The organism is Mycobacterium marseillense (assembly GCF_010731675.1).
Classification (GTDB): Bacteria; Actinomycetota; Actinomycetes; order Mycobacteriales; family Mycobacteriaceae; genus Mycobacterium; species Mycobacterium marseillense.
Genome location: NZ_AP022584.1, coordinates 1802378 through 1827487 on the forward strand (window position 1 = coordinate 1802378; position 25110 = coordinate 1827487).

Here is a 25110-nt window from a genome sequence, read left to right on the forward strand (position 1 = left end):
GCGGATCGGAATGCCCGACTACCCACCCGACCGCATCAACGGGCCGCGGCTGACCCTGCGGCTGCCCACGCTCGACGACGCCGGGCCCCTCTACCAGCGGGTCGCCCGTGATCCGCAGGTCACGAAGTACCTGCTGTGGGCGCCGCACCCCGACGTCGCGGCGACGCGGCGGGTGATCACCGAAAAGCTCAACACCGGCGCCGACGAGAAGACCTGGGTGATCGAGCTACGGCACCGCGGCGAGGTCGTCGGGCTGGCCAGCTGCCGGCGCACGGCGCCGCACTCGGTCGAGATCGGCTACTGCCTGGGCCGACGGTGGTGGGGCAAGGGCCTGATGTCCGAGGTGCTCGGCATGCTGCTCACCGCGCTCGACGCCGATCGCGACGTGTACCGGGTCTGGGCCACCTGCAGCGTCGACAACGAACGCTCGGCGCGCCTGCTCGAGCACGCCGGCTTCTTCCTGGAAGGCCGGCTGGCGCGGCACGCCGTCTACCCCACCATGGGGCCCGAACCGCAGGACAGTCTGCTCTACGCCAAGATCCTGCGCTGACTAGCCTTTCGCCGTCACGTCGTCATGCTCCAGGGCCCGGCGGGCGTAGGCGCGCACGTCGGCATCGCTGTCCTTGAGCGCGATCCCGAGCGCGTCGCGGGCGTCGGGTTCGGCGGCCCAGCGGGTCAGGCTGAGCACCGCCGCCTTGCGCACGTCCAGGTGCGCGTCGCTGAGCGCCTCGGACAGCCGAGGAACCGCGAAGTCCGCGGCCGCACCGGCCAGCGCGCGGGCCGCCCCCTCGCGTACCTGCCACGCCGAGGCTCGTAGCGCCTGTTTGACCGCCGTGTAATCGTCGTGGCCGCAACCCAATTCACCCAAGGCGCCGAGGCCGGCGGCGCGGACCAACGGATCGGTGTCGGCGACCAGCCCGCGCACCGCCCGGCTAGCTGGGGCTGCCACCGCCGCTAACGTCGCCAACCCGGCGGCGGCGGCGATCCGGACCTCCCGGTTCTCGTCGCCCGCGGCCTCGACGACGCCCGGCACGTCGTCGACCGACACCAGCGCGCGCACCGCCTCGATGCGCACCCGGTGATCGGCATCGGCGAGGGCGCGACGGTAGTGGGCGCCGTCCCCGGCGCGGCGTGCCGCCAGCACGTACAGCGCCGCCGCCCGCACCATGCGGTCGCCCGAATCCAGGTACTCCCGGGCCTTTTCGGGTTCGGGCAGCACCTCGACCAGCTCACGGATCCCGTCGGCGCCCGTGCGGCGCACGGCGCCGTCGTCGTCGCCCAGCGCGGCCAGCAGGGCGGGCGCGTACCCGTCGGGGATGTGCTCGGTCAGCGTGGCCACCGCGGTGCGGCGCACGCCGGGATCGGCGTCACCGAGGTAGTGCGCCAGCTCGGCGACCGTCGGCTCCTCGAGCGCCAGGACCTCGGCGATGCGGGGTGAGGGTGGCTCGAACGCCGTTGTGGCCGCGGCGATTCGGGACACCGCCGTGGCCGGGGCCTGGCCGCCCATCAGCGGCGGCTCCTCTACCGGGTACACGCTCTGGTCGGTGGGCGGCAGGCCGTCCAACTCGGGGACCGGCACGAAATACGGTGCCACCGGCCGCTTGAGGAACACCATCTGCCCTTTTGCGTCCTTGCGCAGGTTGAGGTGGTAGCCCCACTGAGCGTCGTCGCGGCCGGGCAGATCGGCGCGGTCGTGGTAGAGGCCCCACCGCGATTCGGTGCGGGTGTGCGAGGATCGCGCGGCCATCTCGGCGCAGTCCCGGATGAACGAAACCTCCACCGCACGCATCAGCTCGTGCGGGTTGCGGGCGCCCATCTCGGCGATCTCGGTGCTCATCCGCTCGAAGGTGCGGATCGCGAGCGACAGTTTGGCCGCCGTCTTGGGCGGGGCGACATAGTCGTTGACGAAGCGGCGCAGCTTGTATTCGACCTGCGGCTGCGGCGGCCCGTCCGGATGGCGCAGCGGCCGGAAGATCAGCTCGTGGGCCTCGCGCACCTGGTCCTCCGGAAGCCGTTGCGGCGCGGCGACATCGGCCATGGTGGACGCGGCGTGCGTGCCGGCCAGGTCGCCGAACACGAACGCCCCGATCATGTAGTTGTGCGGGACGCAGGCCATGTCCCCCGCGGCGTACAGGCCGGGCACCGTGGTGCGGGCCTGCTCGTCCACCCACACGCCGGAGGCGGAATGCCCACTGCACAAACCGATCTCGGAGATGTGCATCTCGATGTCGTGGGTGCGGTAGTCGTGGCCGCGATTGGCGTGGAACGTGCCCCGGGTGGGCCGTTCGGTGGTGTGCAGGATGTTTTCCAGCGCGCTCAGCGTTTCGTCGGCGAGGTGCGTCACCTTGAGATAGATGGGCCCGCGCGCGGAGTCGATCTCGCTTTTGACTTCGGCCATCATCTGCCCCGACCAGTAGTCGGAGTCCACGAACCGCTCGCCGTGCGCGTTGACCTGGTACCCGCCAAAGGGATTGGCCACGTACGCGCACGCCGGGCCGTTGTAGTCCTTGATCAACGGGTTGACCTGAAAGCATTCGATCCCAGACAGCTCCGCGCCGGCGTGGTAGGCCATCGAGTAGCCATCGCCGGCGTTGGTCGGGTTCTCGTAGGTGCCGTACAGGTAGCCCGAGGCGGGCAGCCCGAGCCGGCCGCACGCCCCGGTCGCCAGGATGACCGCCTTCGCGCCGACGGTGACGAACTCCCCGGTGCGCGTGTTCAGCGCCGCCGCGCCGACCGCGCGGCCCTCGTGGGTGAGCACCCGCACCGGCATCAGTCGGTTCTCGATCCGGATCTTCTCGCGCATCGACCGCTGCCGCAGCACCCGGTACAGCGCCTTTTTCACGTCCTTGCCCTCGGGCATCGGCAGCACGTACGAGCCCGAACGGTGCACCCGGCGCACGGCGTATTCACCGTGGGAGTTCTTCTCGAACTTCACCCCGTAGCGCTCCAACCGCTGCACCATCGCGAACCCGCGGGTGGCGGTCTGATAGATGGTGCGCTGGTTGACGATTCCGTCGTTGGCGCGGGTGATCTCGGCGACGTAGTCCTCGGGCTCGGCCTTGCCGGGGATCACCGCGTTGTTGACCCCGTCCATGCCCATCGCCAGGGCGCCGGAGTGCCGCACGTGGGCCTTCTCCAGCAACAGCACCTGCGCGCCGTTCTCGGCGGCGGACAGCGCCGCCATGGTGCCGGCGGTGCCACCACCGATGACCAGGACGTCACAGTCGAACCGGACCGGGGCCGCCGGGTCGGGAATGTGCATCATGGGACCTCCGCGTGGTTCAGCGCGCCGATGATCTGCGCGCGCAATTCCTCCTGAGGCCGGTCGCCGCGCGGATCCGGCACCTCGATCGAGGCACGCAGCGGCTCGCCGGCGCGCCCCAGCACCACGATGCGGTCCCCGAGCGCCAGGGCCTCGTCGACGTCGTGGGTGACGAACACGATCGTGGTCGGGTGGGTGCGCCAGGTATCGATCAGCAGCCGCTGCATGGCGGCGCGGGTCTGGGTGTCCAGCGCGCCGAACGGCTCGTCCATCATCACCGCGCGGGGCGCCCCGGCCAGGCCGCGCGCGAGCTGCACGCGCTGGCGCATCCCGCCGGACAGGCTCTTGGGCAGGTAGTTGCCGAATCCGGTCAGTCCGAGCTCGTCGATCCAGCGTTCGGCGGCGGCGCGCCTGCCGGCCCGGGGCGCGCCGCGCAGGCGCAGCGCCAGTTCGATGTTGGAGCGCACGGTGCGCCAGGGCAACAAGGCGTTGTCCTGGAACACCATTCCCCGGTCGCCCGAGGTGGTCCGGACCGCGCCGCCGTCGGCCAGCACGCGGCCGCCGTCGGGTGAGAGCAGGCCCGCCAGGGCGCGCAGCACCGTCGACTTGCCGCAGCCCGACGGCCCGGTCAACACCAGGATCTCCCCCGGCCGCACCACCAGGCTCAGCTCGTCGATCACCGCGGGACCGTTGTAGGACAACCGAACCCGGTCCAGCTCGAGACTCATCCCGGTCTTCGTCGCGGTCATCGCGCTCCCTCCCGTGCGCGGGGCAGCCAGCGGGTCACGCGACGGCCCATCAATTCCACGGCCGCCGACGTCACGAACCCCAGCACGCCGATGGTGATGATGCCGACGAACACCTGCGGGTAGGCCAGCACGGTGTAGTCCTGCCAGGTGCGGTAGCCGACGCCGAGGCGCCCGGAGATCATCTCGGCGGAGATCACACAGATCCAGGCCACGCCCATGCCGACGGACAATCCGCCGAAGACGCCCGGCAGGATGCCGGGCAGCACCACCTGGGTGAGCACCTGCCAGCGGCCGCCGCCCAGCGTGCGCACCGAGTCCTCCCACAGTGTGGGCAACGCGCGCACCGCGTGCCGGGTGGAGACCATGATCGGGAAATAGGCCGCCAGGAACGTGATGAACACGATGCCGGCCTCGTCGGTCGGGAACAGCAGGATCGCCACCGGCACCATCGCGATCGCCGGGATGGGCCGGGCCAGCTCGGCCAGCGGCCCGAGCACGTCGGCGAACAACCGCGACCGGCCCAGCAGCACACCGGTCGCGACGCCGATCAGCGCGGCCAGCCCGAAGCCGGTCAGGATGCGGATCAGCGACTGCGCCAGGTCGAGCCAGTACTCGCCGGTGCCGAGCCTGCGGTGCAGCGCGTTGACGATCTCGGTGACGGTGGGCAGCGTGTCGAACCGCAGCAACAACCGCACCTTGTCCGCGGTGAGCAACTGCCACAATCCGATCGCGGCGGCCACCGACGCCAGTCGCAGCAGCCGAGACTGCCACTGCGCCGTGATCCGCCGCGGCCGCGCCACCGCGGGCGTCGAGACGACGCCAAGGACTTGATCGGTCACCGCGTGGGCAGTCATACCGAACCTCCCAGTGCCTCTTGGTAATCCATGGCGACACCACCCGGGTGGCCGGCGAGATACCGGTTCGCCCCGGCGGCGGTGCCGAACGGCAGATAGTTCCGCCCGTCTTTGACCCAGAACGCCTTGTCGGCGAACCAGCGAGTGCCGAGTTCGGCGTCGGGAACGTAGGCCGCGCGGATCTTGGCGCCGTGGCCGACCGCGTCCCGCACGGCCTGCAGCAGGTCGGTCGGGGTGGCGGTCGTCTGCGTGGCGTCGGTCCCGTCCAGCCACAGCTCGCTGGCCAGCGCGGGGTCGCCGCGCAGCGCCGACGGGTTGGCGGTGCGCGCCCGCGACGCCGCATAGTCGAGCCCGCGGGCGGTGAACACCGCGCGCAGCGGTTCGTCCACGACGAACTTCGCCACATCGAGGTCGGCGAAGTCGCCGATCGACTTCAGGTACGGCACATCGCTTTTCAGCGCCTCGACCAGTGACGGCTTCAGCGTGGTGTCGAACGATGTGCCGCCGGGACCGTTGTAGAGGTACACCACCTCCTGGGGCAGTCCGCTTTCCTTGGCCACGATGCGGGCGGCCGCAAGCGGCTTGTCGTTCAGGAAATCGGTGGCGTCCAGTTGCGCCTGCAGGAAGGCGCCCAACACCTCCGGGTGCGCCGACGCGTAGGAGCGGCGCACCACCACACCGTGCAGGGTGGGCAGGTTCAGCTCGGCCCCGTCGTAGAGCAGTTTGGCCTTGCCCTGGTACACCAGCAGCCCCGGCCAGGCGACGAACTGCGAAAGCGCTTGCACCTGCCCGGATTCCAGCGCCGACGCGCCGACCTGTGGTTGCTGGTTGAGCACCTCGACGCCGCAGGCACCGCCGCCACAGGCCCGGCGCAGCGCGCGCACCAGGGTGCCGTGGCCGGCCGACCCGACGCTGGCGGACACCTTGGCACCCGCGAGGTCGGCCAAGCCCTTGGCTCCCGAATCCGGGGTCACCACCACCATGTTGAGCGCGCCCTTGGGGTTGTAGCCGGTGACGGAGACGATCTCGGTGCGGGCCAGCGGGTTGGCCTGCGTCTTGGAACCGTTGATCAGCATCGGATAGTCGCCCATCGAGCCGATGTCGATCTTCTCGGCGAGCATCTGCGCGGTGATCGGGGCGCCGGTGTCGTAATCCTGCCACCGCACCGCGTATTTGGTGCCGGTGCGGGTGGTGATGTCGGCCAGGCGGCGTTCGAGGTAGCCCTGCGCGCGCAGCAGCGTGCCGGCGGTGACGGTGTTGATGGTCTTGGACTGGTATCCCACCACCACGTTGACCACACCCGACGACTGCGACAGGGATTCCAGCGAGCACCCGGAGGTGAACGCGGCGATCGCGATCAGCACCGACGCCGGCCGGGCGGCGTGTCGTTTCATCAAAGATCCTGGGGATAACCGCTTTTCAGCGAAGGAGATAGGGCATGTTGACGGTGACGGCGCCGGTCGGACAGCGGGCCGCGCAGGGGCCGCAGTACCAGCATTCGTCGACATGCATGAAGGCCTTGCCGGTGTCGGGGTTGATGGCCAGCGCGTCGAGCGGGCAGACCTCCACGCACAGCGTGCAGCCGTCGATGCACAGCGACTCGTCGATCGTCACCGGCACGTCCGCGCGTGTGTTGTTGATCAGCGTCATGGGTTGCTCCTCGTTTCGGCTCTGACAAGATTGCCGCGCATGGTGATTCGGTCGCCGCGCATCCGGATGTACTCGAGGTCGACGGGGGTGCCGTCGGCGAGGCTGGTGAGGCGCTCCAGCATCAGCACCGCCGCACCGTCGGGCACCTGCAGCGTGGCCGCCGAATGCGCATCAGCGGGGATGGCCTCGAGCGCCAGCGCCGCCGAGCCCAGCCGCTGCCCGCTGACCTCCTCGATGAGCGCGAACAGGTCGTCCGTCTCCAGCGGATGGCTCAACACCTGCCCGCCGATGTCCGGGGCGAGATAGGTGAGGTCCAGGCTGAGCGGCAGGTCACCGAGGTAGCGCAGCCGCTCGACGAACACCGCCTGCTCACCCGGCTTCAGGCGCAACCGGCGGGCCACCGAGGGCGGCGCGGTGACCGGCATGGCCGCCCGCACCTCGTTGCGCACCTCACCGAGATCCGTGAACGTCTCCTTCAGGCCCATCAGCGCGTCAAGCCCGTGGGCGTACTTGCGCTGCGCGACATGGGTGCCGACCCTGGGCCCGCGGTCGATCAGCCCCTCGTGCTTGAGGACGGTCAGCGCCTCGCGAACGGTGTTGCGCGAGACCGAGAATTCGGTGGCCAGATCCAGTTCGGCCGGCAGGCCGTCCGGGTAGGCGTCGGCGTGGATCTGCTGGCGCAACACATCGGCGACCCGGCGGGCGCGGCTGGCCCGCGAGCCCTGAACATCCCCGACGGGTACTGGTTGCGCCACGCCGCCACGCTAACGCAGCTCAGGGACCCTTTCCGGGCCGCCGACGAGGGCATGTGACGGCGGCCGGGCGCATTGCGCCGGGCCGGGTTCGGACCCGACCAGCGAAAATCTCGGGCCGACGCGCCATTGCGCCACCTGCGGAGAGCCGCCGGCCTTGTGATCTGGGTGAGCAGAACCCGACGCTCTCAGGTGTTGTCGGCGACCGACGGCACGGTTTGGGCGCCGCTGGCACCGTTGCGCGCCCCGTTCATGCCGGAGGCGTCGGCGGGCAGTTCGAACGCCGCGGTCACCGAGCCGACCGCGGCCTGCGCGGCGTTGCGTTGGGCTTCCATGCGCGCGAGCGCGGTCTCGGTGAAGACCGACAGCCCCAAATCCGGGTTGTACCCGTGGATTTCCTTGACGTCGAGCTGCGCGAGGAAGTAGACGATCTCCTTGGAGACCACCTGGCCGGGCACGAGCACCGGGAAGCCCGGCGGGTAGGGCACCACGAAGGTGGTCGACACCAGCGTCTTGCCCTCGGCCAGGCGTCGCCCGGCCATGCCGATCAGCACGTGTTCGCGGTCGGTCTCCTCGTAGCCGGCGTAGAACGCCGATCGCATGTCGCCGAAGTTGCATTCGTCTACGGGCCGGAACGCGACGTCGAATTCGCTGAAGTCGGGCAGATGCGGCAGATCCTCGGTGATCTCCTCGACATGACGCTCCTGCAGCGCCCGGTCGGCGACGCTGGCCGCCTTCTCGATGCGGTCGAAATCGATTGCCACCCTTCGTAACACGTCGAGCAGGTAATGCACGCTGGACCAGGTGACGCCGATCGTGAAGATCAGCAGCACGCTGTTGATCGACGTCTTGTTGATCTGGATGCCGAATCGCTCCATCAGGATCTTCTCGCGGAAGTCGTAGCCGTTCATCCCGGTCGCGCCCACGAACAAGGTCACCCGGGTCGCGTCCAGCACAAACTGATCGGAGCGCCACGCCTCGTTCCATTCGGCCAGCGCACCCTGCCTGACCTCGCGGTACGAACTGACCGACGACTCCCGGAATTCCTCTGGCACCAGGTCGGATTCGTCGAGGATGCGGAACCACTTGCTGATCAGCCGGTCCTTGCGCACCCGGTGCCGGAAGACCAGCGCCATGTCGTAGACCTGCCGGACCAGCTGGAAGCCCTCGATGTCGACCTGGCGGCGCGCCAGGTCCAGCGACGCGAGGAGCTGCTGGTTCGGTGAGGTCGACGTGTGGGTCAAGAACGCCTCCCCGAACGCGTCGCGGGTCAGCGCGTTGAAATCCTGGTCACGGACGTGGATCATCGACGCCTGCCGCAGCGCCGACAGCGACTTGTGCGTGGAGTGCGTCGCGTAGACGCGGACCCGGGCGGTGGTCGGGTCGGGCATCAGCTCGCGCTCGATCCACTCCGAGCGGTCGACGCCTTCCATCGACGCGGCCCATTTCCGGTATTCCTCAACGTATTCCGGCGACACCAGCATGTGCTCGAGGCGTTCGGCGGCCACCATCGCGGTCCGCTGCCGCGCCCACGGCACCGCCGTGGCGAAGGCGTACCACGCCTCGTCCCACAAAAAGCAGATGTCCGGCTTGATCGCCAGCACCTCCTGCATGACCTGCAGCGGGTTGTAGACGACGCCGTCGAAGGTGCAGTTGGTCAGCAGCAGCATCCGCACGCGATGCAGCTGGCCGGCCGCCTCCAGATCCAGCAGCGTCTGCTTGATGGTGCGCAGCGACACCGCCCCGTAGATCGCGAACTGCGGCAGCGGATAGGCGTCCAGGTACAACGGGTAGGCGCCGGCCAGCACCAGCCCGTAGTGGTGCGATTTGTGGCAGTTGCGGTCGATCAGCACGATGTCACCGGGCCGGGTCAGCGACTGCACGACGATCTTGTTGGCGGTCGACGTCCCGTTGGTGACGAAGTAGGTGTGATCGGCGTTCCAGGTGCGCGCGGCCTTGTCCATCGCCTTTTTGATGTTGCCGTGCGGGTCGAGCAGCGAGTCCAGACCGCCGGAGGTGGTGGAGGTTTCGGCCATGAAGATGTTGCGGCCGTAGAACTCCCCCATGTCCTGCAGCGACCTGGAGTTGAAGATGCTGGCCCCGCGCGCGACGGGCAGCGCGTGGAACTGACCGACCGGCGCCGCCGCGTACGCCCGCAGCGCGTCGAAAAAGGGTGTGGCATAGCGGTTGCGCAGACCGGCGAGCACCGTGCTGTGCAGATCGGTGACGTCGTTGAGCCGGTAGAACGTCCGGTCGTAGACGTCGGGTTCGGTGTCGTCGCCCGCCGCGATCGACTCGTCGGTGAGCAGGTACAGGTCGATGTGGGGCCGCAACTCCCGGATCCACTCGCCGCACTCCACCCAGTCGTTGGCGCGATCGGGAATGACCCCGTCCGCGTCCTCGTTGGGCCCGAGCAGCGTGTTCATCAGCGGCAGGCGGTCGCGGGAGCGCAGCGGCAGGTCGTCGCGGATGATCGCGGCCTGGATCTCCCCGTTGAGGGCGACCGCGGTGATGGCGTCCTCGACGCTGGGGACCACCAGGATCTCGAACTGCACGTCGTCGGACGGACACCGCAGCGCCCGCAGGCATTCGGCCAGGCTGTCGGGCGCCGTGCTCGGGGCGTCGTCGGCGAGCAACACGGTGTAGAAATGCTGCTGTTTGGCCTGGGCCACCAGCTCCTGGTCATCCAGCGGCGCCGAGGTGTCGAAAAGGCCTGCGCGGTCGCCATATTCGCTCAGCAGCCGCACGGCCAGGGAGACCTCTTCGGTGAGCCGCACCGTGGACAGGCTCTCCAGGTGCGCGCGGAAGACCGCCAGGTTTCCCGCACCCGGGTACAGCCAATAGCGCTCGTAGGCGGCGATGCGATCCATCAGCCGCTTCACCCGGGCCACGTCGTGGGTTTTGTCGAGCCCGGCGAGATCCACCTCGGCGAGGTGACGGCAGGCGTCGTCGAGCAGGTTCCAGGTGTCGACACGGGCGTACGACGGGTTGGCCACGGCCGCCAGCGCGGAGACTCTCAGTCGTCGCGGCTGGGTGCTGTATCGAATCATGACCTCACCTGTTCTTCTCGGATCGCCGCCGCTGCAGTCCAGCTCGTATTGTCAACCCGCCGCGCCCCGCCCGTGGTCGTTTCACCTCAGCTTGATCAGCGATCCGGCTCGCCGTCACCTTCGATCATCCGCCGGTTGGCGCGGGCGTCCGCCCACCGCAGCACGGGCAACTCCCGGCGGCGGGCCGGCAGGTCGGTGACGTCGCTGAGCGCTCGCACCACGCCCTGCGTCAGGCCCATGATCGCGGCCATCACCGGCAGCAGCGGCTGCAGCGGCCGGGCGGCCGAGCGCACCGTGCTGATGCGGCGGGCGACTGCCACCCGTTCGACGCAGTGATAGAGCCAGGCGCCCACCCCCAGCGCGAAGATCGAGAGCACCGAGGCGACGATGGTCCACCCGTAGGCGGCGCACACCACCGCACCCACCACCACCGTCGCAGCCAGCACGGCCGCAACGACCAGGCGCAGCTCCAACCGGCTCATGGCTGCGGTCCGCGCTCCTCCGGTGTGCCGGCGGCGTCGGAACCCACCGCGCCCCGGACGGCCTGGGCGGCCGCCCTGATCTGCGGGGTCACCAGCATGACGTGGCCGAGCACCCCGTTGACGAAGCCCGGCGAGTCGTCGGTGGACAGCTCCTTGGCCAGCTGGACCGCCTCGTCGACGGCGACCGGCTCCGGCACGTCGTCGGCGTACAGCAGCTCCCACACCGCGACCCGCAGGATGGCGCGGTCCACGGCGGGCAGCCGGTCCAGCGTCCAGCCCTGCAGGTGCGAGCTGATGAGGTCGTCGATGTGTGCGGCGTGTTCGCCCACGCCCCGCGCCGCCGCGACCGTATACGGCTGCAGGGGCGCGATTTCGGGGTTCGCCTCGGCCAGCCCGGTGCGCACGTCGACCACCTCAGCGGGGCTCAGCCCGCGCGCCTCGGCTTCGAACAACAGGTCGACGGCGCGCTTGCGAGCCTGATGTCGCCCTTTAACGGGCCGGCTCACGCGTTGACACGTCCCAGGTAGCTGCCGTCGCGGGTGTCCACCTTCAGCTTGTCCCCGGTGTTGATGAACAGCGGCACCTGAATCTCCGCCCCGGTTTCCACGGTGGCGGGTTTGGTGCCCGCGCTGGAGCGGTCGCCCTGCAGGCCGGGCTCGGTGTGGGTGACCTCCATCTCGACCGACACCGGCAGCTCGAGGTACAGCGGCGCCCCGTCGTGGAAGGCCACCTGCACCGGCAGGCCCTCGAGTAGGAACCGGGCGGCGTCGCCGACCAGCGACTCCGGCAGCGGGTGCTGCTCGTAGTCCTGGCTGTCCATGAACACGAAGTCCGAGCCGTCGCGGTACAGGTACGTGGAATCGCGCCGGTCCACGGTCGCGGTTTCCACCTTCACCCCGGCGTTGTACGTCTTGTCGACGACCTTGCCGGAGAGGACGTTCTTCAGCTTGGTGCGCACGAACGCCGGGCCCTTGCCGGGTTTGACGTGCTGGAACTCGACGATCTGCCACAGCTGGCCGTCGATCACCAGCACCAGTCCATTCTTGAAATCGGCAGTGCTTGCCACGGTTCGGTACGTCTCCTCGGGAATGGACAGTCGCTACGGGACTGTCTGTGACTTGTCGGCCAGTTTAGAGTGCTCGCCGGCCAAGGCCCGCGGCCCGGGGTCGGGGGCGGTGACGGGCGGAACGCGTCAGCGGTGGGCCCGTTGGGCGTCGACCCGGGATGGCTCCTCGGGTGACGGCAGCGGCTTGATCATCGTCAGCAGCGGGACGCGCAGCGTGACGCCGCTGGCGAACGGCACGTGCACGGCGAAGTAGACGATGTGCATTTCCAGCCGTGTCTCCCGTAGGGGCTGGGCGTACACGTCCCACCGGAAATCCCGCAGGCGCGCCAACCCCCGTGCCACCCCGTTCACGTCCCCGACCTTACTCGCGGGCGCAACCCCCCGACCCGGCTCGCGCGCGACCGCCACCGCCCGGGCTAGGACAAAACGGCGAGCTCTTTGGGGAATTTGGTGAGCAGTTCCGGGGCCTGCGCGCGGCCCTGCTCGGGCACCACCAGGGTGTCCTCGATGCGGACACCGCCGCGGCCGGGCAGGTAGACGCCGGGCTCCACGGTCACCACGGATTCGCCCAGCAACGTGCCGGTGGAGGTCGCTCCGATGCCGGGCGCCTCGTGGATCTCCAGGCCCACGCCGTGGCCCAGGCTGTGGCTGAACTGCTCGCCGTAGCCGGCGTCGGCGATCACCTGGCGGGCCGCGGCGTCCACCCCGCGCAGGTCGGCGCCGGCGCACAGCGCCTCGCGGCCGGCCCGCTGCGAGTCGGCAACCAATTGGTAGATCTCCAGCTGCCAGTCGGCCGCCTTGCCGAGCACGAACGTGCGCGTCATGTCGGAGTGGTAGCCGCCGACCAGCGCGCCGAAGTCGATCTTGACGAAATCGCCGGCCGCCAGCGCCGCGTCGGTGGGGCGATGGTGCGGGATCGCCGAGTTCGGCCCCGCGGCCACGATCGTCTCGAACGAGATCGCGTCGGCCCCGTGGTCGAGCATCAGGGCCTCCAGCTCCCGGCTGACCTCGCGCTCGGTGCGGCCGGGCCGCAGCCCGCCCCGCGCCACCAGGTCGGTGAGCGCGGCGTCGGCCGCCTCGCAGGCCAGGCGCAGCAGGGCGACCTCACCGGCGTCCTTGACCTCGCGCAACGCCTCGACGGTTCCAGCGGCCTTCACCAGCTCGGTGCACGCCTTCCGGTCGTTCAGCTCGCCGGTCAGGGCGTCGAATCCGTCGACGGTCACCACGTTGCTTTCGAAACCCAGCGTGCGCGCGCCCGCGTCGGCCGCCTGGCCGACGAGATAGCGCCCCAGCGCGCGTTCGATGGCGACGTCCACATCCGGCGCCTGCTCGGCGGCCTGGGTGCGGTAGCGGCCGTCGGTCGCCAGCACGGGGCCTCGGTCGTTGAAGTCGTCGGCGAACACCAGCAACGCGCCGTTCGACCCGGTGAATCCGGAGAGATAACGGACGTTGACCAGGTCCGTGACCAGCAGCGCATCCAATCCATTGGTCTGCAGCCGCGCTCTGAGCCTGTCTCGACGCTGTGAATGTGTCACGGGTCTTGACGGTACTCGCTACGCTTTTGGGCCATGAGTAACTGGATGCTGCGCGGATTGGTGTACGCCGCGGCGATGGTCGTCGTTCGATTGTTCCAAGGTGCGCTGATCAACGCGTGGCAGACCCAGGCTGGTTTGTTCAGCGTGGTGCTGCTGCTGCTGTTCATCATCGGGGTGGCGGTGTGGGGCGTTCTGGACGGCCGGGCCGACGCCATCGCCAACCCCGATCCGGATCGCCGCGGCGATCTGGCGATGACCTGGCTGCTGGCCGGCCTGGTCGCGGGCCTGGTCAGCGGCGCCGTCTCCTGGCTGATCGCGCTGGTGTACACCGGCCTGTACACCGGGGGCCTGCTCAACGAGCTGACGACGTTCGCGGCCTTCACCGCGCTGTGCGTCTTCCTGCCCGGCATTATCGGCGTGACCATCGGCCGCTGGCGGGTGGACCGCAATCCCCCGCCGCGCCGGCCCGGCACGGACGAGGAACGCGCCGACACCGACGTGTTCTCGGCGGTGCGCGCCGACGACGCGCCCACCGGTGAGATTCCCGCGGGCGGCGCGCAGGCCGAGGAGCGGACCTCCGCGGTCGCTACGGCCGAGCGCGAGGGGCCCACGGAAGCGATGCCCACCGAGGAATCCCCCACCGAGACGATCGCCAAGACCGAGGACGACCCCAAGACCGAGGTCATCCCGACCGCCGGCGAGCCGGGCGCGGAGCCGAAAAAGAACTAGCCGGCAACGTTGGGCGCGGTGGCCAATCAGCCGGCCAGATAACGCAGGGCGAACAGATAGCCCTGCACGCCCAGTCCCACGATCACCCCGGTCGCGACCGGGCTCAGGTAGGAATGCCGCCGGAACTCTTCGCGCGCATGCACATTCGAGATGTGCACCTCGATCAGCGGCGCGCTCAATTCGGCGCACGCGTCGCGCAGCGCCACCGAGGTGTGGGTGAGCCCGCCGGCGTTGAGGATCACCGGCTCTTTCGCGTCGGCCGCCGCGTGGATCCAGTCCAGTAGCTGCGCCTCGCTGTCGCTTTGTCGCACAACGGCTTTGAGGCCGAGCGCGGCGGCTTCCCGCTCGATCAGCTCCGCCAGCTGCTCGTGCGTCGTGTCGCCGTACACGTCGGGCTCGCGCCGGCCGAGCCGGCCCAGGTTGGGCCCGTTGATCACCTGCACGGTGCCGTTCGCCGTCGTGCTCATGCCTGCGCCTCCGCGAGTCCGGCGTATGCCGCCGCCAACAGCGACGGGTCGGGGCCGGCCAACCGGCCCGGCTTGGCCAGCCCGTCGAGGACCACGAACCGCAGCACACCGGCGCGCGACTTCTTGTCTCCCGCCATGTATTCCAGCAACTGCGGCAACGCCTCGGCGTCGTAGCTGACGGGCAGGCCGAGCGCGGACAAGATGGTGCGGTGGCGCTGCGCGGTGGCGTCGTCGAGACGCCCGGCGAGGCGGGCCAGTTCGGCGGCGAAGACCAGGCCCACCGACACCGCCGCGCCGTGACGCCACTCGTAGCGCTCACGGCGCTCGATCGCATGCCCCAATGTGTGCCCGTAGTTGAGGATTTCGCGCAGCTCCGATTCCTTCTCGTCGGCGGCGACGACCTTCGCCTTGACCGCGATCGCGCGGCGGATCAGCTCCGCGAGCACCGCACCGGACGGGTCCACGGCGGCCTTCGGGTCGGCCTCGATGAGGTCGAGGATCACCGGGTCGGCGATGAAGCCCGCCTTGACGATTTCGGCCATCCCGGCGACAAGTTCGTTGGGCGGCAACGTGTGCAGCGTCGCGAGGTCGACGAGGACCGCGCGGGGCTGGTGGAACGACCCGACCAGGTTCTTCCCCGCGTCGGTGTTGATGCCGGTCTTGCCGCCGACGGCCGCGTCGACCATGCCCAGCAGCGTCGTGGGCACGTGCACGATATCCACGCCGCGTAGCCAGGTGGCCGCCGCGAAGCCGGCGACGTCGGTGGCCGCGCCGCCGCCGAGGCTGACCAACGCGTCCTTGCGCCCAATCCCGATGCGGCCCAACACTTCCCACAGGAATCCCACGACCGGCAGGTCCTTGCCGTCCTCGGCGTCCGGGATTTCGATGCGGTGCGCGTCAACACCCTTGTCCGCCAACCGGCTTCGGATCAGCTCGGCGGTCTCCGCCAGGACCGGTTGGTGCACGATGGCCACCTTGTGCCGGTCGCACAGGAGCTCCTCGAGCTCCGTCAGCAGGCCGGTGCCGATGATCACCGGGTACGGCGGGTCGACGGCAACCTCGATGGTGACCGGGTCATTCTGCGGGGTCATCTGGCGCCGCTCCTCCCCGTCGCTTCGCCCCGCATCGTCGCCGGCGCGGTCATCTGGCCGCCCCCGCCGGGGCCTGCAACCGCGAGACGATGTAGCGGACCACCGCGCCCGGGTTGCGCCGGTTGGTGTCGACGCGGATGGTCGCCGCCCGCCGATACAGCGGACTACGTTCGGCCATCAACGCGCGGTACTTGTCGGCGCGGTCGGGCCCGGCCAGCAGCGGGCGCACCGTGTTGCCGCCCGTGCGCCGGACGCCTTCGGTGGCGCTGATCTCCAGGTAGACGACGGTGTGACCGGCCAGCGCCTCGCGCACCCCGGGGCTGGTGACGGCGCCGCCGCCCAGGGAAAGCACGCCGTCGTGGTCGGCCAGCGCCGAGCGCACCACCTCTTCCTCGATGCGCCGGAATTCTCGCTCGCCGTCGGTGGCGAAGATCTCGTCGATGCGGCGGCCGGTCCGCTGCTCGATCGCCGCGTCGGTGTCGACGAAGTCGACATCGAGCGCCTTGGCCAGCCGGCGCCCGATGGTGGACTTGCCCGACCCCGGCAACCCGATGAGGACCGCTTTGGGCGCCATCACGCGGTGCCCCGGGCGGCCGGCGACTCCCGCTCCGCGACCGCCCGCCGGTAGGCCTCGACGTTGCGGCGGGTTTCGGCCAGCGAATCGCCGCCGAATTTCTGCAGCGCCGCGCGGGCCAGCACCAGCGCGACCATGGCCTCGACCACCACGCCGGCGGCCGGCACCGCGCACACGTCGGAGCGCTGGTGGATCGCGACGGCTTCGTCGCCGGTCGCCATGTCGACGGTGGCCAGCGCCCGCGGCACGGTGGAAATCGGCTTCATCGCCGCGCGCACGCGCAGCGGCTGGCCGTTGGTCATGCCGCCTTCGAGCCCACCGGCGCGGTTGGTCGAGCGGACCACGCCGTCGGGGCCGGGGTACATCTCGTCATGGGCGCGGCTGCCGCGGCGCCGCGCCGTCTCGAAGCCGTCGCCGATCTCGACGCCCTTGATCGCCTGGATGCCCATGACCGCCGCCGCGAGCTGGCTGTCGAGCCGGTTGTCGCCGCTGGTGAACGAGCCCAGCCCGACGGGCAGGCCCGGGGCCACCACCTCGACCACACCGCCGAGGGTGTCGCCGTCCTTCTTGGCCGCTTCGATCTCGGCGATCATCGCCTTTTCCGCCGCCTCGTCGTACGCGCGGACCGGGCTGGCGTCGATCGCGGCCAGGTCTCCGGGGCCCGGCGGCGGGCCGTCGTACGGCGCCGACGGGCCGATCGCGATCACGTGCGAGAGCACCTCGACGCCCAGCGCTTGGCGCAGGAACGACCGGGCGACGGTCGCCGCGGCGACGCGGGCCGCGGTCTCCCGCGCGCTGGCCCGTTCCAGGACCGGCCGGGCGTCGTCGAACCCGTACTTGAGCATGCCCGCGTAGTCGGCGTGGCCGGGCCGCGGCCGGGTCAGCGGGGCGTTGCGCGCGCTGTCCGCCAGCTCGCCGGGGTCGACCGGGTCGGCGGCCATCACCGTCTCCCACTTCGGCCACTCGGTGTTGCCGATCTCGACGGCGATGGGCCCGCCCAAGGTGACACCGTGGCGGACCCCGGACAGCACGCTCACCGCGTCCCGCTCGAACGCCATGCGGGCCCCGCGACCGTAACCGAGCCTGCGGCGGGCCAATTGTTCCGAAATGTCGAGGGAGGTGACCTCCACGCCGGCGACCATGCCTTCGAGCACGGCCACCAGCGCACGGCCATGCGACTCCCCGGCGGTGATCCAACGCAACACGCGTCCCATCTTCCCATGGCGGCTTCCGAAAGCCGATTCGCGCAGCCTGCGGCCGTGGGAGGCAAGGGCGGGGACTTTCATCCGCGCTGATTCCTGGGGTGACCACGCGATTCGTCCGGAAGGCGGCGGCGGCGCCGCGGTCGTGTGCCAGCATCTTGTCTGGTGGGTCAATTTCTCTGGTACATACCGAATACCGTCGAGCCGGGCCATCGCGGCGACGACACCGTCGACGGCTGGGGAAGCCTGGACTATTCCGTCGACCTGGCGCTGCGCGCCGAGCAACACGGCTGGGACGGCGCGCTGATCGGCACCGGGTGGGGACGTCCGGACACGTTCACGGTCGCGACCGCGATCGCCGCGCGCACCGATCGCTTCGCGCCGCTGGTGGCGGTCCGTCCCGGGTACTGGCATCCCGCGCATTTCGCCAGCGCGGCGGCCACCCTCGACCGGCTCAACGGCGGCCGGCTGCTGGTCAACATCGTCAGCGGCGCCGACGATCCGGCCGCCTACGGCGACACGGAGGTCGACAAGTCGCGCCGGTATGACCGCACGCGGGAGTTCATCCGGTTGGTCCGCCGGTTGTGGCGCGAGGACGACGTCACCCACCGCGGCGAGTTCTACACCGTCGAACACTCGAGCCTGCGGCCGCGCCCGCTCGGCGCGGCCGACGGCCGGTACCCGACGCTGTACTTCGGGGGAGCATCGGCGGCCGCCGAGCAGGTCGCCGCGACCGACGCCGACGTCCAGCTGTTCTGGGGCGAGCCGCTGGACGGGATCGCCGAACGCGTCGACAGGTTGAAGTCGTTGTCCGACAAGCTCGGTCGCGAGCACGCGCCGCTGGAATTCGGCCTTCGGGTCACCACGCTGGTGCGCGATACGTCGGAGCAGGCCTGGCGCGACGCCGAGGCCAAGGTCGCGACGCTGGCCGGCACGCCCACCATGCAGCTGCTGCACGACCCGACGGGATCCGCGGGCCAGCGGCGGTTGTCCGACCTCGCCGCGCGCGGCGAGGTGCTCGATTCCTGTCTGTACACGACGCCGAGCAAATACGGCGGGGAAGGCGCCGGGACCACGTGGCTGGTCGGGTCGGCGGCCGAAGTCGCCGCCGCGCTGCGCAAATACGCCGACCTCGGGGTCAGCCATTTCGTGTTGTCGGACACCCCGTACAAGTCGGAGACGGTCAGGCTCGGCGACCAGCTGCTGCCGCTGCTGCGCCCCGCCGTCGTCGGAAACTGAGGGCGTCAGAGCAGCGACAGGCCTATCCCCGCCGCGCTGGCCAGGCACATCGACGGGCCATGCGGCACCGTGCTGCCGTGGGCGGCGCCGCGCAGCCGGGCGATCACCCCGATCAGCACGGTCAACAGCGGCGCGCCGAATGCCGCGAGGAACCACACGCCGGCACCGCAGCAGCCGGTCAGCGCGCCCACGCCCAGGGCCAGCTTGACGTCGCCGGCCCCCATCCCACCCGGCGCCACCAGGTGGACCAACAGATAGAGGGCGGTCAGCGCCGCGGCGCCGGCCAGCGCCGGCCACCCGCGCCCGGCCAGGGTGGCCACCGCCAGGATCGCCGCGGCCCCGGTCAGCGTCAGCGCGTTGGGCAGGCGTCGTTCCCGGAGGTCGTAGCAGCTCAACGCCGCCAGCCAGGCCAGCACCAGACACCCCGCCGCAATCCGCATGCGCGGCAGGCTAATCCGACGCCTCCAGCGCGCAAGTCATGGCCTCGCGGGGCGCGGGCAGGCCGGTGAACTGTTCGACCTGCGCGAAGGCCTGATGCAGCAGCATCTGCACGCCGCTGATCACCCGGCCGCCCGCGGCGCTCACCGCGGCGGCCAGCGGCGTCGGCCACGGATCGTAGACGGCGTCGAGCAACACATCGATGCCGGACAAGGCGCCGGCGTAGCGGGCGGCCACGTCCGCCGGAATGGTGCTGACCAGCACGTCGGCGGCGGCCACCTCGTCGGCCAGTCCGCCGCCGTCGAGCTCGCAGAACCGCGTCGCGACACCCATCGCGTTGCCCAGCTCCACCAGCCGGGCCGCCTTATCGGGGTTGCGGGCCACCACGGTGACGCCGGCGACGCCCAGTTGCGCCAGGCCGGCGACGGCCGCCGGCGCGGTGCCGCCCGATCCACAGACCAGCGCCCATCCCGAAGCCGTCGGTCCGAGCGCCCCCGCGACCCCGTCGATGTCGGTGTTGTCGGCCCGCCAGCCCGTCGGGGTGCGCACCAGGGTGTTGGCCGACCCCACCCGCTCGGCACGTTCGGTGCGCTCGTCGGCGAACTCCAGGGCGGCGAACTTGCCCGGCATGGTCACCGACACCCCGACCCAGTCGGGGCCGAGCCCGCCGACGACGCCGGGCAGCTGGTCGGCGTCGCATTCGATGCGCTCGTAGGTCCAGCCGGTCAGCCCCAGCGCGCGGTAGGCGGCCAGGTGCAGCTGCGGGGATTTGGAGTGGGCGATGGGCTTGCCGAGCACCGCCGCCTTTCGGGGCGCGCGCTCAGCTTGGCCGGACGGCGACCCGCTGCGCCCGGCTTCGCCGCGCTTGCGATCGCCGTCAGCGGGCGGAATCGAGGACACCGTTGTGCTTAGCCAGCTCGATGTTGGCCAGATGCTGCTGATAGTCCTTGGTGAACAGCGTGGTCCCCTGGCCGTCGATGGTGACGAAGTACAACCAGTCGCCGGGCTCGGGGTGCTCGGCGGCGGTCAGCGCGTCGACGCCGGGCGAACAGATCGCCGTGGCGGGCAGGCCCTGCGACACGTAGGTGTTCCACGGCGTCTTCTGGGCGCGATCGCCGTCGGTGGTGGCGACCTCGCGGCGGTCCAGCGGGTAGTTGACCGTCGAGTCGAACTCCAGCGTGTGGTGCGCGTGCAGCCGGTTGTAGATGACCCTGGCGACCTTCGCGAAGTCCTGGGATTTGGCCTCCTGCTGGACCAGCGACGCCACCACCAGGATGTCGTAGGGCGACAGGCCCATGGCCTGGGCGGTGTCGACCAGGCCGGACTTCAGGTACTCCACCGCCCCGGCGCTGATCAGGTTCGACAGGATGGTCTCGGGTGGCGCGGACGGGTCGACGTTGAAGGTCCCCGGCGCGATCAGGCCTTCGATGCGGCGGTGGTCCTTGCCGAGCTCACCGACGGGTTCGGTCGCCCACGGCGGCACCGCCAACGCCAAGGGAGAACTGTTGGTGGCGGCCGCGCGCAGGTCCTGCACCGAGACGCACCGCTTGTTCCCATCGAAATCCACACAGGTGGCCCGCGAGATCAGCGTGAAGATGCCGGGGTTGACCACGTTGGTCTTCATGTCGGTGGTGTCGTCGAGCTGACGGCCCTCCGGGATGACCAGCCGGCCCACCCGGCTGTTGGGGTCGGCCAGCCGCGCGACGGCGTTGGCGGCCGGGATCTCGGTGCGCATGCGGTAGAAGCCCGGCTGGATCGAGGAGATCTTGCTGTTGCCGTGCGCGGCGTTGACGAAGGCGCGGACGGTCTTGATCACCTGCTCGTTCTGCAGCGTCTCCCCGACCATGGTGGTCGAGTCGCCATCCTTGATCTGAATCACGATGTCGCGCTTGCCGTTTCCGGTGTAGTCGTCACCAGGCCCGAACACGGCATGCCACAGCTTGCCGCCCGCGAAAACACCCGCCACCACGATCACGGCCACCAGCGCCAGCGCGGTGCGCAGGACGGTGCGCCGCCGCCGGCGGCCCCGCTCGGCCTGATTGCGGGCGGTGCGGCTCGACCGGCGCCGGGTCGGACCCACGGTCTCGGGTTCGGCTCGTTCACGCCGTGCGCTCTCAACCATCGGTGCGCTCCCCCGCCACCGGCCCGGTCAGGGTCGCGCGGCGTTGATCCAGCCAACTCTGCAGGATGGCGACGGCCGCCGCCTGATCGATCACGGCACGCTGCTGTTTGGCCCGCACGCCGGCCGCGCGCAGCGATCGCTGCGCGCTCACCGTGGTCAGCCGCTCGTCGGCTAGCCGCACGGGCGTGGGCGCGATGCGGGCGGCCAGGGCTTCGGCCAGCTCGATCGCGTCGATCGCCGAGGGGCCGGTGCGGTCGGCCAGCGTGCGCGGCAACCCGACGACGACCTCGACCGCCTCGAGTTCGGCGGCCAGCGCCGCCAGCCGGCGCAAGTGCTTGCCGGAGCGCTCGCGGCGCACGGTCTCCACCGGGGTGGCCAGGATGGCGTCGGGGTCGCTGCAGGCCACGCCGATGCGCACGCTGCCCACGTCGACGCCGAGCCGCCGGCCCCGGCCGGGGTCCTGGTCAGGATCGCCGGGCCGGTCGGGGGCGCGGTGCGGTGCGGACACCACTCAACCGACCCGCGCTATCGCGGTGATCTCGGAGCGGATCGCGTCGAGGGCCGCATCGATGCCGGCCGGGTCCTTGCCGGAGCCCTGCGCCAGGTCCGCCTTGCCGCCGCCGCGGCCGTCGACCGCAGCGGCCAGCTGTTTGACCAGGTCGTTGGCGCGGAGCCCGAGATCCTGGGCGGCCGGGTTGGCCGCGACCGCATACGGCACGCTTCCGCCCTCGCCGGCTGAGTTGTCCGTGATCAGCGCGACCACCGCGGGGTCGCTGCCCAGCTTGCCGCGGATGTCGCCGACCAGGGAGCGCAAATCGCCCGCCGTCATCCCGCCGGACATGCGTTGCGCCACCACCCGGACGTTACCGATGCGCTCCGCGCGGGCCGCGGCGTCGGTGGCGGCGGCCTTCGCGCCGGCCAGCCGGGCGCGCTCGAGTTCCTTCTCCGCCGCCTTGAGCCGCTCCACCAGGTTGGCCACCCGGGCGGGCACCTCCTCGGAGGGCACCTTGAGCGACGACGCCAGCCCGGCCATCAGCGCGCGTTCCTTGGCCAGGTGCCGGAAGGACTCCAGCCCGACGTAGGCCTCCACCCGGCGCACCCCGGAGCCGACCGAGGATTCGCCCAGGATCGTCACCGGCCCGATCTGCGCGGAGTTGTGCACGTGGGTTCCACCACACAGCTCCAGCGAGAAGGGCCCGCCGATCTCCACCACCCGCACCTCGTCGGGATAGCGTTCGCCGAACATCGCGATCGCCCCCATCGCCTTGGCCTTCTCGAGCTGCTCGGTGAACGTGTGCACCTCGAAGTCGGCCTGCACGGCCTGGTTGGTCACCTCTTCGATCTGGGTGCGCTGCTCGTCGGACAGGGCGCCCTGCCAGTTGAAGTCGAAGCGCAGATACCCCGGCCGGTTCAGCGACCCGGCCTGAACGGCGTTGGGGCCCAGCACTTGTCGCAGCGCCGCGTGCACCATGTGGGTTCCCGAGTGGCCCTGGGTGGCGCCGCGGCGCCATTGCGGGTCGACCGCCGCGATGACGGTGTCGCCCTCCACGAATTCCCCGGACTCGACGTTGACCCGGTGCACCCACAGGGTTTTCGCGATCTTCTGCACGTCGGTGACCGCGGCGCGGGCGCTTCTGCTGGCGCCCGTCCCGCTGATGGTGCCCTCGTCGGCGATCTGGCCGCCGGCCTCGGCGTAGAGCGGCGTGCGGTCCAACACGAGTTCGACGCGGTCGACCCCGTCGGTGCCGTGGGTGACCACCGGCACCCGTTTGCCGTCGACGAAGATGCCCAAAATTCTTGCCTCGGACGTCAATTCGTCGAAGCCGGTGAACTCGGTGGGGCCGGCGTCGACCAGCTCGCGGTACGCGCTGAGGTCCGCGTGCGCGTGCTTGCGGGCGGCGGCGTCGGCCTTGGCGCGGCGGCGCTGCTCGGCCATCAGCTCCCGGAAGCCGACCTCGTCGACCTTCAGGCCCGCCTCGGACGCCATCTCCAGCGTGAGCTCGATGGGGAACCCGTAGGTGTCGTGCAGGGTGAAGGCGTCCGAACCCGAAATCGCCTTTGCACCCGTGGCTTTGGTGCTGCCGGCGACCTCGTCGAACAGTTTCGATCCGGCCGCCAGCGTGCGGTTGAACGCGGTCTCCTCGGCGACGGCGATGCGCCTGATCCGGTCGAAGTCGGCGACGAGTTCGGGATACGCTCGCCCCATCGCGTCGCGCACGGTGGCCATCAGGTCGCCGACGATGGGGCCCTCGATGTCGAGCAGCTTGGCCGAGCGGATCACCCGGCGCAACAGCCGGCGCAGCACATAGCCGCGACCGTCGTTGCCGGGCGTGACGCCGTCGCCGATCAGGATGGCCGCGGTGCGGCTGTGGTCGGCGATGACCCGGTAGCGCACGTCGTCGTCGTGGTTGCCCACGTCGTATCCGCGCGGGGCCCGTGCGGCCACGGTATCGATGACCGGGCGCAGCAGGTCGGTTTCGTAGACGTTGTGCACGCCCTGCAGGATGAAGGCGACCCGCTCCACGCCCATGCCGGTGTCGATGTTCTTGCGCGGCAACGGCCCGAGGATCTCGAAGTCTTCCTTGCCGGTGCCCTCGCCACGCTCGTTCTGCATGAACACGAGGTTCCAGATCTCGATGTAGCGGTCCTCGTTGGCGATCGGGCCGCCCTCGACCCCGAATTCGGGTCCCCGGTCGTAATAGATCTCCGAGGACGGGCCGCAGGGCCCGGGGATGCCCATCGACCAGTAGTTGTCGGCCATGCCGCGGCGCTGGATGCGCTCTTCGGGCAGTCCGGCGATGTCGCGCCACAGCTGCACGGCCTCGTCGTCGTCGAAATAGACCGTCGCCCAGATCCGTTCGGGATCCAGGCCGTAGCCGCCCTGCTCGACGCTGTTGGTCAGCAGGGTCCAGGCCAGTTCGATGGCGCGGCGCTTGAAGTAGTCGCCGAACGAGAAATTGCCGGCCATCTGGAAGAACGTGTTGTGCCGGGTGGTGATCCCGACCTCGTCGATGTCGGGGGTGCGGATGCACTTCTGGATGCTGGTGGCGGTCGAGTACTCCGGTGTGCGCGCGCCCAGGAAGAAGGGCACGAACTGGACCATGCCCGCGTTGACGAACAGCAGGTTGGGGTCGTCGAGGATCACCGATGCGCTCGGCACCTCGGTGTGGCCCGCCTTCACGAAATGATCAAGAAACCGTTTCCTGATCTCGTGTGTCTGCACTTTTTCAGTCCGCTTCTTTCTGTTACTTCGACGTCTTGTTCCCAGCCTATTCGCCGGGGTATGGGAAGCCCGTCTAACGACGCATTTCGACCGCTCACAGTACCTGCTCCGCGGCGCCGGCTACCGGGCCGCTAGCCCTCCAGAAAGCTCAGCCGGACCGAGCGTTGCGGGTTGTCGCGGTTCAGGTCGACCAGGACGATGCTTTGCCAGGTGCCCAGCATCGGCTCCCCGCCGGAGACCGGAACCGTCACCGACGGCGCGACGAGCGCGGGCATCACGTGGTCGGCGCCGTGGCCCTCCGAGCCGTGCGCGTGCCGGTAGCGGTCGTCGCGCGGCAGCAGCCGTTCCAGCGTGTCGACCAGGTCGTCGTCGGAGCCGGCGCCCGTCTCGATGATGGCCACTCCGGCCGTGGCGTGCGGGATGAACACGTTGCACAGCCCGTCCCCGCGCGACCAGCAGAACCCGCGCACCGCCTCGGTGAGATCGACGATGCGGCGGCGTGAGGTGTCCACGTCCAACACATCGGTATGCATCCGAACCAGCCTACGGCGCGGGCGTCGCGACCAGCCAATCCTTTGTGAGCGCGGCCACAGTTGGGCATTGCGACGGGCATCGGGCGGGAGGA

Annotated in this window: 25 protein-coding genes; 3 read left to right on the forward strand and 22 right to left on the reverse strand. The window is 70.3% G+C overall.

Going from position 1 to position 25110, the window contains the following annotated elements:
• Positions 1-10 precede the first annotated feature (10 nt).
• A complete protein-coding gene (locus G6N26_RS07680) occupies positions 11-550 on the forward strand; it encodes a GNAT family N-acetyltransferase (protein ID WP_067169348.1) in 540 nt (179 codons plus the stop codon).
• On the opposite strand, the gene G6N26_RS07685 is transcribed toward G6N26_RS07680, so the two are convergent.
• From G6N26_RS07685 to G6N26_RS07740, 12 genes are all read right to left on the reverse strand, one after another.
• Positions 551-3265 (reverse strand): fumarate reductase/succinate dehydrogenase flavoprotein subunit, encoded by a 2715-nt coding sequence (locus G6N26_RS07685; RefSeq protein WP_083019527.1) that lies wholly within the window; start codon positions 3263-3265, stop codon positions 551-553.
• Entirely contained in the window at positions 3262-4011 is a 750-nt protein-coding gene (locus tag G6N26_RS07690) for an ABC transporter ATP-binding protein (protein ID WP_083019526.1), read from the reverse strand. The genes G6N26_RS07685 and G6N26_RS07690 overlap by 4 nt, the downstream gene beginning before the upstream one ends.
• A complete protein-coding gene (locus G6N26_RS07695; RefSeq protein WP_083019523.1) occupies positions 4008-4865 on the reverse strand; it encodes an ABC transporter permease in 858 nt (285 codons plus the stop codon). Before G6N26_RS07695 ends, G6N26_RS07690 begins: the two co-directional genes overlap by 4 nt.
• The gene (locus G6N26_RS07700; RefSeq protein WP_083019522.1) at positions 4862-6259 is read right to left on the reverse strand and encodes an ABC transporter substrate-binding protein; all 1398 of its coding nucleotides are present in this window, start codon (positions 6257-6259) and stop codon (positions 4862-4864) included. The genes G6N26_RS07695 and G6N26_RS07700 overlap by 4 nt, the downstream gene beginning before the upstream one ends.
• A 25-nt stretch (positions 6260-6284) precedes the next feature.
• Positions 6285-6515, reverse strand: coding sequence for a 4Fe-4S dicluster domain-containing protein (locus G6N26_RS07705; protein WP_008258228.1), 231 nt, complete (start codon positions 6513-6515; stop codon positions 6285-6287).
• Positions 6512-7270 carry a GntR family transcriptional regulator gene (locus G6N26_RS07710; RefSeq protein ID WP_083019521.1) on the reverse strand — a complete coding sequence of 253 codons (759 nt, stop codon included), beginning with the start codon at positions 7268-7270 and terminating at the stop codon, positions 6512-6514. The genes G6N26_RS07705 and G6N26_RS07710 overlap by 4 nt, the downstream gene beginning before the upstream one ends.
• A 185-nt stretch (positions 7271-7455) precedes the next feature.
• On the reverse strand, positions 7456-10317 hold the full coding sequence (locus tag G6N26_RS07715; RefSeq protein WP_083019520.1) for an aminotransferase class I/II-fold pyridoxal phosphate-dependent enzyme: 2862 nt from the start codon (positions 10315-10317) through the stop codon (positions 7456-7458).
• A gap of 95 nt (positions 10318-10412) precedes the next feature.
• Positions 10413-10799, reverse strand: coding sequence for an antitermination protein NusB (locus G6N26_RS07720; RefSeq protein WP_083019519.1), 387 nt, complete (start codon positions 10797-10799; stop codon positions 10413-10415).
• Positions 10796-11305, reverse strand: a complete 510-nt coding sequence (gene nusB / locus G6N26_RS07725; protein WP_083019518.1) for a transcription antitermination factor NusB — start codon at positions 11303-11305, stop codon at positions 10796-10798. Before nusB ends, G6N26_RS07720 begins: the two co-directional genes overlap by 4 nt.
• The gene (efp, locus tag G6N26_RS07730; protein ID WP_067168271.1) at positions 11302-11865 is read right to left on the reverse strand and encodes an elongation factor P; all 564 of its coding nucleotides are present in this window, start codon (positions 11863-11865) and stop codon (positions 11302-11304) included. The genes nusB and efp overlap by 4 nt, the downstream gene beginning before the upstream one ends.
• Positions 11866-11991: 126 nt before the next feature.
• Positions 11992-12216, reverse strand: a complete 225-nt coding sequence (locus G6N26_RS07735; protein ID WP_067168298.1) for a hypothetical protein — start codon at positions 12214-12216, stop codon at positions 11992-11994.
• 65 nt (positions 12217-12281) lie between these two features.
• Entirely contained in the window at positions 12282-13400 is a 1119-nt protein-coding gene (locus tag G6N26_RS07740) for a M24 family metallopeptidase (protein ID WP_083019517.1), read from the reverse strand.
• Positions 13401-13433: 33 nt separating this feature from the next.
• Here G6N26_RS07740 and G6N26_RS07745 point away from each other — a divergent pair, with 33 nt between their 5' ends.
• The gene (locus G6N26_RS07745; protein WP_179960302.1) at positions 13434-14129 is read left to right on the forward strand and encodes a B-4DMT family transporter; all 696 of its coding nucleotides are present in this window, start codon (positions 13434-13436) and stop codon (positions 14127-14129) included.
• 26 nt (positions 14130-14155) lie between these two features.
• Here the strand turns inward: G6N26_RS07745 and aroQ are convergent, their stop codons facing one another.
• From aroQ to aroC, 4 genes are read right to left on the reverse strand one after another with little or no spacing between them, the layout of a single operon-like run.
• Positions 14156-14596 (reverse strand): type II 3-dehydroquinate dehydratase, encoded by a 441-nt coding sequence (gene aroQ, locus G6N26_RS07750; protein WP_083019516.1) that lies wholly within the window; start codon positions 14594-14596, stop codon positions 14156-14158.
• The gene (gene aroB, locus G6N26_RS07755) at positions 14593-15687 is read right to left on the reverse strand and encodes a 3-dehydroquinate synthase (RefSeq protein WP_083019515.1); all 1095 of its coding nucleotides are present in this window, start codon (positions 15685-15687) and stop codon (positions 14593-14595) included. The genes aroQ and aroB overlap by 4 nt, the downstream gene beginning before the upstream one ends.
• A 49-nt stretch (positions 15688-15736) precedes the next feature.
• The gene (locus G6N26_RS07760) at positions 15737-16261 is read right to left on the reverse strand and encodes a shikimate kinase (protein ID WP_067168275.1); all 525 of its coding nucleotides are present in this window, start codon (positions 16259-16261) and stop codon (positions 15737-15739) included.
• Entirely contained in the window at positions 16261-17466 is a 1206-nt protein-coding gene (gene aroC, locus G6N26_RS07765; RefSeq protein WP_067168300.1) for a chorismate synthase, read from the reverse strand. The genes G6N26_RS07760 and aroC overlap by 1 nt, the downstream gene beginning before the upstream one ends.
• A gap of 162 nt (positions 17467-17628) precedes the next feature.
• Between aroC and G6N26_RS07775 the strand changes: the two genes are divergently transcribed.
• Positions 17629-18702 (forward strand): LLM class flavin-dependent oxidoreductase, encoded by a 1074-nt coding sequence (locus tag G6N26_RS07775; RefSeq protein WP_067168276.1) that lies wholly within the window; start codon positions 17629-17631, stop codon positions 18700-18702.
• 5 nt (positions 18703-18707) lie between these two features.
• Here the strand turns inward: G6N26_RS07775 and G6N26_RS07780 are convergent, their stop codons facing one another.
• The 6 genes from G6N26_RS07780 to G6N26_RS07805 all read right to left on the reverse strand — a co-directional run bounded on the left by G6N26_RS07780 (position 18708) and on the right by G6N26_RS07805 (position 25006).
• A complete protein-coding gene (locus G6N26_RS07780) occupies positions 18708-19142 on the reverse strand; it encodes a prepilin peptidase (protein ID WP_067168277.1) in 435 nt (144 codons plus the stop codon).
• A 10-nt stretch (positions 19143-19152) separates the two neighbouring features.
• Positions 19153-19938 carry a shikimate dehydrogenase gene (locus G6N26_RS07785; RefSeq protein ID WP_232067580.1) on the reverse strand — a complete coding sequence of 262 codons (786 nt, stop codon included), beginning with the start codon at positions 19936-19938 and terminating at the stop codon, positions 19153-19155.
• A 79-nt stretch (positions 19939-20017) separates the two neighbouring features.
• Positions 20018-21262, reverse strand: a complete 1245-nt coding sequence (gene mltG, locus G6N26_RS07790) for an endolytic transglycosylase MltG (protein ID WP_083019511.1) — start codon at positions 21260-21262, stop codon at positions 20018-20020.
• Positions 21255-21773, reverse strand: coding sequence for a Holliday junction resolvase RuvX (ruvX, locus tag G6N26_RS07795; RefSeq protein ID WP_067168280.1), 519 nt, complete (start codon positions 21771-21773; stop codon positions 21255-21257). The genes mltG and ruvX overlap by 8 nt, the downstream gene beginning before the upstream one ends.
• Complete coding sequence (alaS, locus tag G6N26_RS07800; RefSeq protein WP_083019509.1) at positions 21774-24485, reverse strand: alanine--tRNA ligase; 2712 nt, start codon at positions 24483-24485, stop codon at positions 21774-21776.
• A 131-nt stretch (positions 24486-24616) separates the two neighbouring features.
• Positions 24617-25006, reverse strand: a complete 390-nt coding sequence (locus G6N26_RS07805) for a secondary thiamine-phosphate synthase enzyme YjbQ (RefSeq protein ID WP_008258256.1) — start codon at positions 25004-25006, stop codon at positions 24617-24619.
• Positions 25007-25110: the final 104 nt, after the last annotated feature.

Excerpts from the sequence above, each read along its gene's own strand:
- G6N26_RS07715 (WP_083019520.1), bottom strand. The coding sequence starts at position 10,317 with ATGATTCGATACAGCACCCAGCCGCGACGACTGAGAGTCTCCGCGCTG.
- G6N26_RS07780 (WP_067168277.1), bottom strand. The coding sequence starts at position 19,142 with ATGCGGATTGCGGCGGGGTGTCTGGTGCTGGCCTGGCTGGCGGCGTTG.
- G6N26_RS07705 (WP_008258228.1), bottom strand. The coding sequence starts at position 6,515 with ATGACGCTGATCAACAACACACGCGCGGACGTGCCGGTGACGATCGAC.
- G6N26_RS07760 (WP_067168275.1), bottom strand. The coding sequence starts at position 16,261 with ATGGCGCCCAAAGCGGTCCTCATCGGGTTGCCGGGGTCGGGCAAGTCC.
- G6N26_RS07745 (WP_179960302.1), top strand. The coding sequence starts at position 13,434 with ATGAGTAACTGGATGCTGCGCGGATTGGTGTACGCCGCGGCGATGGTC.
- G6N26_RS07700 (WP_083019522.1), bottom strand. The coding sequence starts at position 6,259 with ATGAAACGACACGCCGCCCGGCCGGCGTCGGTGCTGATCGCGATCGCC.
- G6N26_RS07720 (WP_083019519.1), bottom strand. The coding sequence starts at position 10,799 with ATGAGCCGGTTGGAGCTGCGCCTGGTCGTTGCGGCCGTGCTGGCTGCG.
- G6N26_RS07680 (WP_067169348.1), top strand. The coding sequence starts at position 11 with ATGCCCGACTACCCACCCGACCGCATCAACGGGCCGCGGCTGACCCTG.
- G6N26_RS07685 (WP_083019527.1), bottom strand. The coding sequence starts at position 3,265 with ATGATGCACATTCCCGACCCGGCGGCCCCGGTCCGGTTCGACTGTGAC.
- G6N26_RS07695 (WP_083019523.1), bottom strand. The coding sequence starts at position 4,865 with ATGACTGCCCACGCGGTGACCGATCAAGTCCTTGGCGTCGTCTCGACG.
- aroQ (WP_083019516.1), bottom strand. The coding sequence starts at position 14,596 with ATGAGCACGACGGCGAACGGCACCGTGCAGGTGATCAACGGGCCCAAC.
- mltG (WP_083019511.1), bottom strand. The coding sequence starts at position 21,262 with ATGGTTGAGAGCGCACGGCGTGAACGAGCCGAACCCGAGACCGTGGGT.
- G6N26_RS07690 (WP_083019526.1), bottom strand. The coding sequence starts at position 4,011 with ATGACCGCGACGAAGACCGGGATGAGTCTCGAGCTGGACCGGGTTCGG.
- aroB (WP_083019515.1), bottom strand. The coding sequence starts at position 15,687 with ATGACCCCGCAGAATGACCCGGTCACCATCGAGGTTGCCGTCGACCCG.